The following is a 12,576-nucleotide window of genomic DNA, read 5'->3' on the forward strand; positions in this document are numbered from 1 at the left end:
TGAGTTACATAAAATTCAATCTAAATTGTTCTGATTGCCCCCCGCGGCCGAGGAGTGAAGATCCCAGCCGTCGGAGTCGTGCGATCGGCGATCGCCGGGCCAAGTCTAGTGAATCTGCGAAAACACCAGCAGGCAGGCCGCATAGACCCCGACCATCAGCCCCGCGCCCGCGACATCCCGGCGCCAGTCCCGCCGCCCGCCCGGGGTCAGCCACCAGCCCAGGAGCCGGCCGAACCAGGGCACCAGGCGCGACAGCAGCAGCACGCTGACGACATTGCCGATGAACAGCGCGAACCAGAAGGGCAGGCCCGCATCCCGCATCAGGAACGGGGTCTGGACCGCGGCGCCGAACAGGAAGACGACCGGGTACAACAGCGCGATCACCACCATGTTCTGCTTCCAGGCGGGCGGCACCGGGCGGCCGGCAGTGCCGCCGCCGGCGGCGAACCAGGGCTCGAAGCCGGTGCGGACGATGCGGGCGTGGAACGCCTCGGTGAAGGCGGCGGATTCGGCGATCAGCGCCTGTCGCTCCGGGCTGTCCATCCAGCCCTGCAGGGTGCGGTCGCTGTCGAAGCGCAGGATCGCCAGCCAGTCCTCCTGCACCCCCGGCACCGGCGGCTGGAAGCGGTAGCCCTGGAAGCCGGGCGCGCGGGCCTGGGCGGCGGCGATGCGCTGCTCCCAGCGCCGGAAGGCGGCCTCCTGCCCCGGCTTGACCCTGGTGGCGATCACCGCGGAGGCCGGGGCGGGCAGGGCGCCGCCAGCGCCGTCGGGCACCAGATGCACGTCGTCCAGCCCGGCCAGCAGGCCCTGGGCCTCGGCCATCAGCGCCTGGCGCTTGGCCGACCGCAGCCAGGCCACCGCGCCGGACTGGCTGCTGAAGCGCTGCAGGATCACCCAGTCCGGCTGCGCCGGCGGATTGGGCGGCAGCACCGACTGCTCCAGGAAGCCCGGCTGCCCGGCCACCGCGGCGCTGATCCGGGACTGCCAGAGGCCGAACGCATCCTCCTGCCCGTCGCGGATCCGGGTCTGCACCATCAGGGTGACCGGGGCGTCGGCCTCGGCGGCGGCGGTCATCGGGCGGCGTCCCCCAGCCGGTCGTAGATCCGGTCCGGCGTCAGCGGCAGATGGGCGAAGCGCACGCCGGTGGCGTCGGCCAGGGCGTTGGCGATGGCCGGCGCCACCGGGTTGATCGCGCATTCGCCCTGCGACTTGGCGCCGAGCGGGCCGATCCGGTCATAGGTGTCGGCGAACATCACCTCGCTGGCCGGGATGTCGGCGAAGGACGGGATGCGGTAGTTGCGCAGGCTTGGGTTGACCACCCGGCCGGCGCCGTCATGCACCATGTTTTCGCAGAGCGCCCAGCCGATCGCCATGCCGATGGCGCCGTCGATCTGGCCGCGGCACTGCATCGGGTTGATCGGCCGCCCGATATCCGCCGCGTGCACGCTGTGCAGGATGCGGACCTCAGCCGTGGCGCGATGCACGGCCAGGCGGATGCCCTGGACGTTGAAGGCGACGCTGCGCGGCGTCAGATAGGCCTTGCGCCGGACGACGAAGCGGTGGCCGTCGGCGGTGCCGGCGGCGTGGAGCTCGGCCAGCGCGATGCGGTGGTTGCCGCAGACCGCCGCCTCCGCCTCCAGCCGGCAGTCGGCGCGGTCCACGCCGGTGTGGCGGGCGGCATAGTCGAGGATCGAGTCGCGCAGCGCCGCGGCGGTCAGGGCCACGGCCTGGCCGGCGACCACGGTGCCGGTGCTGGCGAAGGTGCCGGTGTCGTAGGGCGTGAGGTCGGTGTCGGCGATGGCGATGGCGATCTGCCCGGCCCGGCACTGCAGCAGCCCGGCGGCGATCTGGCGGTGGGCGGTGGCCGAGCCGTTGCCCATCTCGGTCGAGCCGACGGCGAGGTGGTAGCCGCCCGCCGGCGTCAGGGTCATCTCGGCGCCCGAGCGGTGCTCGGTCGGCGGGCCGCATTCCAGCATCGCCATGGCCATGCCGGTGCCTTCCGCCCAGTCCGGGCCTTCGGGGCGGGGCGCTCCGCGGCCGCTGGCCAGGGCCTGCTCGACCAGGTCGAGGCACTGGTCGAGGCCGTAGCTGCCGAAGTTCACATCCGAGACCTCCGACCAGATCGATTCGATCCAGTCGGTCGGGCGGATCATGTTGCGGCGGCGGATCGCGAAGGGGCTTAGGCCGAGGCCGCGGGCGAGGTCGTCGATCGCCGATTCCACCGCGAAGGTGGTCTGCGAGGCGCCGTAGCCGCGGAAGCCGCCGCCGGGGACGATGTTGGTGTAGACCGCGGCGCCGTCCGCCTTCTTGTTGGCCGGGCGGTAGGCCGAGATCGGGGTGCCCAGCGCGGCGGCCAGCGTCTCGCTGGCATGGCCGCCATAGGCGCCGGTGTTGGAGACGACGCGCAGCTCGATCGCGGTCAGCGTGCCGTCGCGCCGCGCGCCCAGCTTCACCTGCGTCGTCATCTGGTGGCGGGTGGTGGCGGCGGTGAACTGCTCCTCGCGCGTGTACTCCCACTTCACCGGCCGGCCGGTGCGCAGCGCGGCGAGGACGCACAGGTCCTCGGTGATCATCTCCTGCTTGCCGCCGAAGCCGCCGCCGACCCGGCCGGTGAAGACGTGCAGGTCGTGCACCGCCAGGGAGAAGACGTGGCTCAGCTTCTGCCGCACGATGAACGGCGCCTGCGAACTGGTACGGACATGGACCCGTCCTTCCGCGTCCTGCCAGGCGATCGAGCCATGGGTTTCGAGATGGACGTGCTGGACGCGGGAGGTCGAATAGGTCGCCTCCTGCACCAGGTCGGCCTCGGCGAAGCCGTCGGCGACGCTGCCGACCTCGCCCTTGATCCGGGCGTAGACGTTGCTGCCGCCGGTGACGCCGCGGTCGTGCAGCACCGGCGCGTCCGGCTGCATCGCCGCCTCGGGGTCGAACACGGCGGGCAGCGGCTCGTACTCGACCACCAGGGCCCGGCAGGCCGCGGCGGCGACCGCCTCGCTCTCGGCCACCACCGCGGCGACGCGCTGGCCTGCGAAGCGCACCACGTCGTCCAGCATGTAGGTGTCGTCGGGGTCGACCAGATGGTCCTCATGCGTCGCCGTGCTGTAGAGCCGGCGGGGCACATCCTCCCAGGTGTAGATCGCGACCACGCCCGGCATGGCGGCCGCGGCGGCGCGGTCGATGCCGCGGATCCGGGCATGGGCGTGGGGTGAGCGCAGCACCTTCAGATGCAGCAGCCCGGCCATCGCCACATCCATGGTGTAGGCGGCGTGGCCGGTGACGATGTCGCGGCCGAACGGGTTGCGCAGGCTGGCGCCGCAGGCCCGGCCGGCGACATCCTCCTCCGCCTCGCCCCCGGGCGCGCCGACGCCGTGGATGGCGTCGGCGATGGCGCGGTAGCCGGTGCAGCGGCACAAATTGTTCTTGAGGGCGTGGGGCAGGTCGGCGCGCTGGTGCTGGTCCAGCGCGGCGACGGTCATGATCATCCCGGCGGTGCAGAAGCCGCACTGGAAGCCGGCGGAGTCGAGGAAGGCCTGCTGCACCGGGTGCAGCGTGTCGCCCTCGGCCAGGCCCTGGATGGTGGTGACCGTGCGGCCCTCGGCGCGGAAGGCGGGCAGCAGGCAGGAATGCACCGGCTCGCCGTCCAGCCACACCGTGCAGGCGCCGCAATCGCCGGCGTCGCAGCCCTTCTTGACGCCGAAGGACCCCTGGTCGCGCAGAAAGGTGCGCAGGCACTGGCCGGGCAGGGGCGCGGAGTCGACCGGCCGGCCGTCGATGATGCAGCTCATGCCCGGACTCCTTCAGCGAGCTCGCGGCGCACCTCCTCGGCCAGGTGCCGGGCGACGTGGCGCTTGTAGGGGGCCGAGCCGTGGACGTCGCCGAACCAGCGGGCCTCTGGGATCTGCGCGTCGAGCGCCGCCTGCAGCGCGGCGGCGTCGGGCATCGCGGCGAAGCGGAGATGGACCGGGCGGTCGGTGGCGGCGGTGAGGCAGAGATGCAGGTCGCCATTCTCGCCGCTGGTGCCGATCACCAGGGCGGCGGAGCGACCGAGCTTGGTCAGCGACATCACCCGCATCGCCGCCCGCCGCGACAGGGAGGCCGCCGGCAGGTGGATGCTGCGCAGCAGCTCGCCGGGCTGCAGGACATTGGCGTGGTTGCCGGTGACGAAGTCGCCGACCGGCACCTGGCGCGGGGCGCCGTCGCGCGGCCACAGGGTGCAGATGCCGTCCAGCGCCGCGGTCAGCGAGATCATCGGCCCGGCCGGCAGCGACATGCAGAGATTGCCGCCGACGGTGGAGACGTTCCAGATCTTGAACCCGGCCAGGAAGGCCTCGCAGCAGGACCGGAACAGCGGCGCCGCGGCCCAGACCTCGGGCGCTTTGAGGCGGTACAGCGTGGCGATGCGGCAGGTGGCGCCGATGGTCAGCCCGTCCGGCCCGGCCTGCAGCTCCGGCCAGCCCAGGCCGTGCAGGTCGATCAGCGTGTCGGTGTCCGGCTGCGGCTCGGAGAACAGCCAGGTGCCGCCGGCCAGCCAGGCCCAGGAGGGCCGCCAGCCGGCGATTTCCCCGGCAGAATGCGGGCGGTGGACGGTGGTGATGGTGCCGATATCCATGGCGCGTCTCAGGGCCGACCGGCCGATGGCGCGGCGCCCGGGCGCCGGTTTCTTGCCGCAAACATTGAAGTCTCCCTGAATATTATTTTATGAAACGCGACCGATGTCTTGAAAACGCGGTGGCGGCTTTGCCCTCTTCCCTTGGCTATACAGTCGCGAGCCAGTAACGGGATCCTGCACCGAACAGGCCCGTATTGCTAGATCCGCTTGCATCCTGACCCGTTTGCGTCGGGCTCGGGACGCCGCTCTTGCCCGATGCGGGACCGTGGCCCGAGGATGCCGGGCGGAGGGTGCCAATTTTCAAAGCCGTTGCTTTTTAAATCTCCGCGATATAGCAAGAGCCAACTTGCAAAAAGGGCGGATCATGGAGGAAGCGGTCGACGGAAGGTGGGGCGAGCTGCTGACCCGGCGCTATGCGGCGACGGTCGCCACGCTGTGCCTGGGGGTGGCGCTGTACGCGCTCAACACCTTCCTGGTCTCGACCTCGCTGCCGACCGCGGTGGTCGAGCTCGGCGGCGTCGGGCTGATCAGCTGGGCCTTCACCGTCTATCTGGTCGCCGCCATTGTCGGCGGCGCCGCAGCGGCGATGCTGAAGCAGCGCCTTGGCACCCGGCCGGCGCTGCTGCTGGCGGCGCTGGCCTTCCTGGTGGGCACGCTGGTCTGCGGTTTCGCCGTATCGATGCCGATGGTGCTGGTCGGCCGCCTGGTCCAGGGCGCGGGGGAGGGGGTGGTCGCCGCGGTCTGCTACGCACTGATCCCCGAGATGTTCCCGTCGCGGCTGATGCCCAAGGTGTTCGGGGCCGAGGCGATCGTCTGGGCCGCCGCCGCCTTCGGCGGGCCGCTGCTGTCCGGCGTGCTGACCGAGCATGTCTCCTGGCGCGCCGCCTTCCTGGTCAATGTGCCGCTGATCGCGGTCTTCGCCCTGCTGGTCTGGGTCGTGGTGCCGCCCGAGCGGAGCCGGAGCGGCGGCGGCACGGTGCCGCTGCTGCGCCTGCTGGGCTGCGCCGCCGGCATCATGCTGGTCTCGGTCGCCGGCATCGTGCCGCAGACCTGGCAGGCGGTGCCCTGCGTCGCTGCGGCGCTGGCGGTGCTGGCGGCGGTGGTGCTGGCCGACCGGCGCAGCCGCGACCGGCTGTTCCCGTCCGACGCCTTCACCTTCCGCTCGACCGTCGGCGCCGGGCTGTGGGTGGTGCTGCTGATGCCGTTGGCCCAGGCGGCGACCACGGTCTATCTCAACATCACCATCCAGCATCTCTGGGGCTACGGCCCGACCATGGCCGGCTATGTCAGCGCGCTGATGGCGCTGTCCTGGAGCGGCTCGGCCGTGCTGGTCGCCGGCATCGTCCGGCCGGCGGGGCAGCGCCGGCTGATCCGGATCGGGCCGTTCCTGCTGGCGCTCGGCCTGCTCGGGGTGATGGCGGCGCTGGCGACCGGCCGGCCCTGGCTGCTGATGCTGTGCCAGGTGCTGATCGGCGCCGGCTTCGGCATCTCCTGGGCCTTCCTCAGCCAAGCGGTGATGGAGGCGGCGCGGCCCGGCGAGCGCGACGCCGCCTCGGCCCTGCTGCCGACGCTGCAGTCGGGCGGCTACGCCATCGGCGCCGCGGTGGCCGGGCTGGTCGCCAACGAGGCCGGCATGGCCGCGGCGCTGACGCCGGAAGCGATCATCCCCGCCGCCACCTGGGTGTTCGGCATCGCCGCGCTGCTGGGGACGCTGGGGTTCCTCGCCAGCTTCGGGGTGCGGCCCGGTGGGCGGTGAAGGGCTTCGATCCAGCCGGCGACTGCGGTAGCGTGAGAGCAGTAACGCCGGGAGCATGCGATGGCCGCCAGCGCGACCGTGACGATCCGCCTCGACGCCGAGGTCAGCGAGAAGCTCGGCCGCATTGCGCGGGAGACCGGGCGCAGCCGGTCGCGTCTCGCCGCTCAGGCCGTCGCTGTCTTTGTCGATCGCGAGTTACAGGTCGTCGACGGCATCCGGCGTGGCCTGGCCGACATGAAGGCGGGCCGGGTGGTGCCGCATGAGGAGGTGATGGCGGAGGGGCGGGCTATCATCGCCGCGGCGAAGGATCGGCAGAACAGGCGTCGAGGATAGAGCGCGTTGCGAGACCTTTTCAGAATCCCCAAACCCGTCATCCCCACGGAAGCGGGGATCTCGTAACGCTCTGACCGGAAAGAGATTCCCGCGTTCGCGGGAATGACGACAAAGGGATAAGGGCTACTGCTCTGACAAGGTCTCGCAAGCGGGAGAGGCAACACGAACGACGCCCGAAAGATGTGTGAATGTCGTAGCCTCCGCGAGAAGGGACGCCGTTTTTCTTCGGCTCGACTCCCCGCAGGCCGCACCGCTACCGTTGCCGCAGAGACAAGCGGAACAGGAGAACGACGATGCTGGCGAGTTCGGTCCTGGCGTTTCTCGGAGTGTCGGCGCTGGTCATCGTCACGCCCGGGCCCGACACCGCGGTGACCGTGCGCAACGCCCTGCTCGGCGGCCGCGCCGGCGGCATCTTCACCGCCCTCGGCGTCTCGGTCGGCCAGACGGTCTGGGCCTTCGCCACCAGCCTCGGCATCGTCGCCCTGCTGGTGGCGTCCGAGCCGCTGTTCCTGGCGGTGAAATATGCCGGCGCCGCCTATCTGGTCTGGCTCGGCGTGCACGCGCTGCGGTCGGCCTGGCGGCCGGGCGAGGGCGGGCAGGGGGCTTTCACCGCCCGGCCGGCCCGGCGGCTCGGCCGCGGCGCGGCGTTCCGCCAGGGGCTGGTCAGCGACCTCGGCAACCCGAAGATGGCGGTGTTCTTCGCCAGCCTCCTGCCGCAATTCGTGCCGGCGGGCCAGCCGGCCTTCACCACCTTCCTGGCGCTCGGCCTGGTGTTCAGCCTGATGACCTTCGCCTGGCTCGCCGCCTACTCCATCGCCGTGGCCAAGGCCGGCGACGTGCTGCGCCGGCCGCGCATCCGCCGCACCATCGAGGGCGTCACCGGCGCCTTGCTGATCGCGCTCGGCCTGCGCATCGCGGCGGAGCAGCGGTAGCCGCTACTGCGCAGTCGCGCCGGAGGCCTCGACGATCGGCTTGTACTTCGCCTTCTCGGTCTTGATGTAGGCGGTGAACTCCTCCGCGGTGCTGCCGATCGGCTTGGCGCCCAGGGGCTCGACCCGGGCCTTGATCTCGGGCAGGCGCATGATCCGCTGCACCTCGGCGCTCAGCTTCTCGACGATGGCGGGCGGGGTGCCGGCCGGCGCCAGCAGGCCCTGCCAGGAGGTGATGTCGAAGCCGGGGATGAACTCGGCCATCGCCGGCACGTCGGGCAGGGTCGGCGTGCGCTCCAGCCCGGTCACCGCGAGCGGACGCACGGTGCCGGCGCGGGCCTGCTCCATCGCCGTCGGGATGTTGTCGAAGATCATGTCGACATGGCCGGCGACGACGTCGCCCAGCGCCTGGGCGCTGCCCTTGTAGGGCACATGGGTCATGTGCGAGCCGACATGGATCTCGAACGCCGCGGCGGCGAGGTGGATCGAGGTGCCGAAGCCGGAGGAGGCGTAGCTGTGGCCCTCCGGCTCGGCCTTCAAGAGCGCGATCAGCTCCGGCACCGATTTGGCGGGGAACGACGGGTTGACCACCAGCAGGTTCGGCAGCGTCGCGGCCAGCGAGATCGGCGCGAAATCGGCCTCGGCGTCGTAGCCCAGATCCTTGAACACCCAGGGGTTGATGGCATGGGTGCCGACCGTGCCCATGCCCAGCGTGTAGCCGTCCGGCTCGGCCCGGGCCAGCTGCTCGGTGCCGATGCCGCCGCCGGCGCCCGGCTTGTTCTCGACCACGAAGGGCTGGCCGAAGGTCTTGCTCATCTCGTCGGCCAGCAGGCGGCCGAACAGGTCGGTGTTCCCGCCGGCGGCGAAGGGCACGATGATGGTGACCGGCCGGGTGGGCCAGGCATCCTGGGCGGAGGCCTGGCTCGCGGGCAGCAGGGCGGCCGACAGCAGGGCCGCCAGGCAGGCGTACAGCGGCGTCTTGGACATGGTTCCCCCTTCGATGGTGGCGGCCTCGTGCAGGGCCCGCTTCCATGTCCAGTATGCCAAAGGACCGCCGTCCTGGCATCTGCGCGAGGGGCGTCCGAGACACTCGGCCGGCACACCTTGTCGCAATCACGCCGCGGTGTCGCCTTCCGGACAGTTCCGGTCGTCGGCGATGCAGCGCCAACGCCCCGGCATCACCATTTTGTCATCCAAGCGCCGGTGCTGGCGCCGTGCCCATGGAGGACGGTGAATGCTGGGGTTCAATCGGTCGACCGCCAAGGTTGTTTCGCTGCCGACGCCGAAGACGGCGGTGGTCGACCTGTTCCGCGGCCTCTCGATCGAGACCGCGCCCGGCATCGCCGCCAAGACCGCCAGCTACGGCGCGCATCTGCCGGCCGGCACCCCGGTCTACATCACCATGCTGCCGGGCGCCGATCTCGGCGAGATCGTTCACACCGCCGCGCGGCTGCGCGGCGAAGGCCTGGTGCCGGTGCCGCATATCGCCGCCCGCAGCCTGGAGAGCCGGGCCCAGCTCGACGACTATCTGCGCCGCCTCGCCGGCGAGGCCGGGGTCGACCAGGTGCTGGTGATCGGCGGCGGCGTGTCCACCCCGGTCGGCCCGTTCGACCGCACCATGCAGGTGCTGGAGACCGGCCTGCTGCAGCAGCACGGGATCAAGACCATCGGCGTCGCCGGCCATCCCGAGGGCAGCAAGGACATCCCGGCCGAGGAGATCGCCCGCTCGGTCGCCGAGAAGAACGCCTATGCCCGGGCGACCGGCACCGACCTCTACATCGCCACCCAGTTCTGCTTCGACGCCGAGGCGATCATCGCCTGGGACCGCGAGCTGCGCCGCGCCGGCAACGAGCTGCCGATCCATCTCGGCCTGGCCGGCCCGGCCAAGCTGAAGAGCCTGATCCACTATGCCGCGATGTGCGGCGTCGGCCCGTCGATGCGGTTCCTGACCCGGCAGGCGATGAACATCGCCAAGCTGGCCTCGGTGTCGATGCCCGACAAGCTGCTGACCGAGCTGGCGGATTACCGCGCCAAGGATGCCGGCTGCGGCATCGCCCAGCTGCACCTGTTCGCCTTCGGCGGGCTGGAGCGCTCGGCCCGCTGGGTCAAGGCGATGCAGGACGGCCGCTTCACCCTCGACGGCCGCGGCGGCTTCGCCATGGACGAGTCGCTGGACTGAGCCAAGCCTGATCCGTGTGACAAGGACGGGCGCCCCAGGGCGCCCGTGCTATTTGCAGGCTGTCCCGCCGCGGCATTGAATTGGGCATCAAAGACGCCTAATTTCATGCTTCACGGTCCAGGAGACCAGCATGCGGACGACCCTCGCCCTCGACGATGATCTGCTCGCCAAGGCGCAGGCCCTCACCGGGCTGCAGGAGAAGTCCGCCCTGGTGCGGGAAGCTCTGAAAGCGCTCATTGCCCGGGAGAGCGCACGGCGGCTGGCGGCTCTGGGCGGAAGCGAGCCCGATCTGGAACCCCTGCCGCGACGGCGGACGGAGCCCGTGTGATCCTGGTCGATACATCGGTCTGGATCGACCATCTGCGATCGGCTGACGACGTCCTGGCTCATCTGCTCGATGTGGGTCAGGTGCTGATGCACCCTTTCATCGTCGGCGAGCTGGCTCTCGGCAGCCTGCATCAACGCGACCTGATCCTGCAAACCTTGCTGGATTTGCAGCAAGCCGACGTCGCCACGGAGCAGGAAGTGCTGCACTTCATCGCTCGGCACGTCCTGTTCGGTCGCGGCATCGGCTATGTCGACGCGCATCTCCTGGCCAGTGTCAAATTGACGGCAGGAATTTCTCTCTGGACGCGCGACAAGCGCCTGCTGGCAGTGGCCGAGCAGTTGGGCATGGCGGCGAGACCCGTGTAATAGAGCCGGGTATCGCCACGATGTCAGGCCGCCACGGCCTCGGAGACGATCTCGCCGAGCGGCGGCACGGCGTGCGACAGCTCCTCGACCACCGCACGGGTGACCTTCTGCAGCTCCGGGATCTCCAGGATCACCGGCACGCCGCCATGCTTCTCGATCGCGGCGCGGTTGCCGGCGTTGAGCGGGCCGTTCATCACCACCCCGGCGATCGGGATCTTGCGGCTGCGCAGGGCCTCGATGGTCAGCAGCGTGTGGTTGATCGTGCCGCGGCCGCTGCGGGCCACCACGATGGCCGGGTAGCGCCACACCGCCAGCAGGTCGATCGCCAGCGTCGAGCAGTCCAGCGGCACCATCAACCCACCGCCCGGGCCTTCGATCAGCAGCGGCCGGGTCGAGAAGTCCGGCGTCAGCGCGGCCGGGTCGATCTCGCTCTCCTCCAGCGCCGCGGCGGCCACCGGGGCCAGCGGCGCCTGGAAGGCGTAGGTCGGCTTCTGCAGCCGGTCGGCCGGCAGGCCAGTCAGGGCGGCGATGGTGGCGGTATCCGCCGGCTTCTCGGCCAGGCCGGTCTGCACCGGCTTCCAATAGTCGGCGTCCCAGGCAAGGGCCAGGCAGGCGCAGGCGAGGGTCTTGCCGACACCGGTGTCGGTGCCGGTCACATAGAATCGGGTCATGGGGCGCTAAAGGTCTCGGCGGCGAGGCGGTCGGCGGCCGGAAGGGCCTGCCAGGTCCGGTCTACGGGCATTCGGGTCCGGGATGCCGTTACGCGAAGTCGCGGACTATGCACAGATCGGTCCTCCGATGCGAGTCCCCAGTTACCGCAGCGCAGCAAAGCTGGAATGCGTCGTCAAGCGAGGATCTTCTGGCGGACCGGCCGCTCGGGCATCGGCACGCCGCGCAGGATGGCATTCGCCCGCTCTTCCCGGGGCGAACGGCCATAGAGCTGGCGGTAGCATTTCGAGAAATGCGAGGCCGAGACGAAGCCGCAGGCCAGGGCCAGGTCGACGATCGGCAGGTCGCTCTGGTTGATCAGATGCTGCGCCCGCTCCAGCCGCAGCTCGAGGTAGTAATGCGCCGGGCTGTGGCCGAGCTGCTTGCGGAACAGCCGCTCCAGCTGCCGGCGCGACAGGCCGACATGGGCCGCCAGCTCCTCCTGCGGCAGCGGCTCGGCGATGTTCGCCTCCATCAGCTCGATCGCCGACACCAGCTTCGGGTTGTGCACGCCCAGACGGGCCCGCAGCGGCAGGCGCTGGCGGTCATGCGGGCTGCGGATGCGGTCGACCAGGCATTGCTCGGACACCTTGGTCGCCAGGTCGCGGCCCTGCCGCAGCGCGATCAGGTGCATCATCATGTCGATCGCCGCGGTGCCGCCGGAGCAGGTGTAGCGCTTGCGGTCGACCTCGAACAGATCGCTCGACACCGGGATCTCGGGGAAGGTCTCGGCGAAGCCGGGCAGGTTCTCCCAATGGATGGCGCAGCGATAGCCGCCGAGCAGGCCGGCCCGGGCCAGCAGGTGCGAGCCGGTGCAGAGCGCGCCGATGCCCACCCCCTGCCGCTCCGCGCGGCGCAGCCAGGCGAAGACCTCGTCGTCGCGGTAGCGCTCGATGCCGAGGCCGGAGCAGGCGAAGATCATGTCGAGCGGCTTGGACAGGCCGGACTGGCGGCTGAGCTCGGCCAGCGAGGTGTCGACGCCGACGCTGATGCCGTTGCTGGCCTTCACCGCCTGGCCGTCCTTGGACAGCACGGTCCAGCGGTACAGCGGCTTGCCGGCCATGCGATTGGCGATGCGCAGCGGCTCGACCGCCGAGGTGAAGGCGATCATCGAGAACTGCGGAATCAGCAGAAAGCCGATCGTCTCGGTGTCGAAAGCTGGATCCTGGCCCATGCTCATTGTGCCTCCCGGCGGCCCTCATGCGATGAAGGGGTGCGCCTTGTTCACGAATCGGTAGCACGGGTCGCAAATTCGACAAAGAGGCTGCTTGCGACGGTCAACGGATAGTGCGATCCGCTGGACGCATGGCTCGTGCCGCTGCGGCCGGGCGCGTCGCAGCCAGAGCGGACCACGTCGCCGCAGACGAGG

Annotated in this window: 12 protein-coding genes; 6 read left to right on the top strand and 6 right to left on the bottom strand. The window is 70.6% G+C overall.

What is annotated here, in order from left to right; translation table 11 throughout:
- Positions 1 to 105 precede the first annotated feature (105 nt).
- Genes AB4Z01_RS00245 through AB4Z01_RS00255 form a run of 3 tightly spaced genes read right to left on the bottom strand, consistent with a single transcriptional unit; the run spans position 106 to position 4,609 of the window.
- Positions 106 to 1,074: an antibiotic biosynthesis monooxygenase gene (locus AB4Z01_RS00245; RefSeq protein WP_441689377.1), complete on the bottom strand. Its 969-nt coding sequence runs from the start codon at positions 1,072 to 1,074 to the stop codon at positions 106 to 108.
- Positions 1,071 to 3,785 (bottom strand): molybdopterin-dependent oxidoreductase, encoded by a 2,715-nt coding sequence (locus AB4Z01_RS00250; RefSeq protein ID WP_441689379.1) that lies wholly within the window; start codon positions 3,783 to 3,785, stop codon positions 1,071 to 1,073. Before AB4Z01_RS00250 ends, AB4Z01_RS00245 begins: the two co-directional genes overlap by 4 nt.
- Positions 3,782 to 4,609 carry an FAD binding domain-containing protein gene (locus AB4Z01_RS00255; RefSeq protein WP_441689381.1) on the bottom strand — a complete coding sequence of 276 codons (828 nt, stop codon included), beginning with the start codon at positions 4,607 to 4,609 and terminating at the stop codon, positions 3,782 to 3,784. Before AB4Z01_RS00255 ends, AB4Z01_RS00250 begins: the two co-directional genes overlap by 4 nt.
- A gap of 364 nt (positions 4,610 to 4,973) precedes the next feature.
- On the opposite strand from AB4Z01_RS00255, the gene AB4Z01_RS00260 reads away from it, so the two are divergent.
- The 3 genes from AB4Z01_RS00260 (at position 4,974) to AB4Z01_RS00270 (ending at position 7,630) form a co-directional block, all read left to right on the top strand.
- Complete coding sequence (locus tag AB4Z01_RS00260) at positions 4,974 to 6,365, top strand: MFS transporter (protein WP_441689383.1); 1,392 nt, start codon at positions 4,974 to 4,976, stop codon at positions 6,363 to 6,365.
- 60 nt (positions 6,366 to 6,425) lie between these two features.
- Positions 6,426 to 6,698, top strand: coding sequence for a CopG family ribbon-helix-helix protein (locus tag AB4Z01_RS00265; protein WP_441689385.1), 273 nt, complete (start codon positions 6,426 to 6,428; stop codon positions 6,696 to 6,698).
- Between the two features lie 293 nt (positions 6,699 to 6,991).
- On the top strand, positions 6,992 to 7,630 hold the full coding sequence (locus AB4Z01_RS00270) for a LysE family translocator (protein ID WP_441689386.1): 639 nt from the start codon (positions 6,992 to 6,994) through the stop codon (positions 7,628 to 7,630).
- A 3-nt stretch (positions 7,631 to 7,633) separates the two neighbouring features.
- Here the strand turns inward: AB4Z01_RS00270 and AB4Z01_RS00275 are convergent, their stop codons facing one another.
- Positions 7,634 to 8,614 (bottom strand): Bug family tripartite tricarboxylate transporter substrate binding protein, encoded by a 981-nt coding sequence (locus AB4Z01_RS00275; RefSeq protein WP_441689387.1) that lies wholly within the window; start codon positions 8,612 to 8,614, stop codon positions 7,634 to 7,636.
- Between the two features lie 247 nt (positions 8,615 to 8,861).
- Here AB4Z01_RS00275 and AB4Z01_RS00280 point away from each other — a divergent pair, with 247 nt between their 5' ends.
- From AB4Z01_RS00280 to AB4Z01_RS00290, 3 genes are all read left to right on the top strand, one after another.
- On the top strand, positions 8,862 to 9,806 hold the full coding sequence (locus AB4Z01_RS00280) for a metFprotein (RefSeq protein WP_441689388.1): 945 nt from the start codon (positions 8,862 to 8,864) through the stop codon (positions 9,804 to 9,806).
- A gap of 130 nt (positions 9,807 to 9,936) precedes the next feature.
- Positions 9,937 to 10,134, top strand: a complete 198-nt coding sequence (locus AB4Z01_RS00285) for a type II toxin-antitoxin system VapB family antitoxin (RefSeq protein ID WP_138889672.1) — start codon at positions 9,937 to 9,939, stop codon at positions 10,132 to 10,134.
- Positions 10,131 to 10,499 carry a type II toxin-antitoxin system VapC family toxin gene (locus tag AB4Z01_RS00290; RefSeq protein ID WP_441689390.1) on the top strand — a complete coding sequence of 123 codons (369 nt, stop codon included), beginning with the start codon at positions 10,131 to 10,133 and terminating at the stop codon, positions 10,497 to 10,499. Before AB4Z01_RS00285 ends, AB4Z01_RS00290 begins: the two co-directional genes overlap by 4 nt.
- A gap of 23 nt (positions 10,500 to 10,522) precedes the next feature.
- On the opposite strand, the gene bioD is transcribed toward AB4Z01_RS00290, so the two are convergent.
- On the bottom strand, positions 10,523 to 11,170 hold the full coding sequence (gene bioD / locus AB4Z01_RS00295) for a dethiobiotin synthase (RefSeq protein ID WP_441689391.1): 648 nt from the start codon (positions 11,168 to 11,170) through the stop codon (positions 10,523 to 10,525).
- A gap of 173 nt (positions 11,171 to 11,343) precedes the next feature.
- The gene (locus tag AB4Z01_RS00300; protein WP_429227498.1) at positions 11,344 to 12,381 is read right to left on the bottom strand and encodes a GlxA family transcriptional regulator; all 1,038 of its coding nucleotides are present in this window, start codon (positions 12,379 to 12,381) and stop codon (positions 11,344 to 11,346) included.
- Positions 12,382 to 12,576 lie beyond the last annotated feature (195 nt).

The sequence above is a fragment of the Inquilinus sp. YAF38 genome (assembly GCF_052113205.1).
In the GTDB taxonomy this organism is placed as follows: Bacteria; Pseudomonadota; Alphaproteobacteria; order DSM-16000; family Inquilinaceae; genus Inquilinus.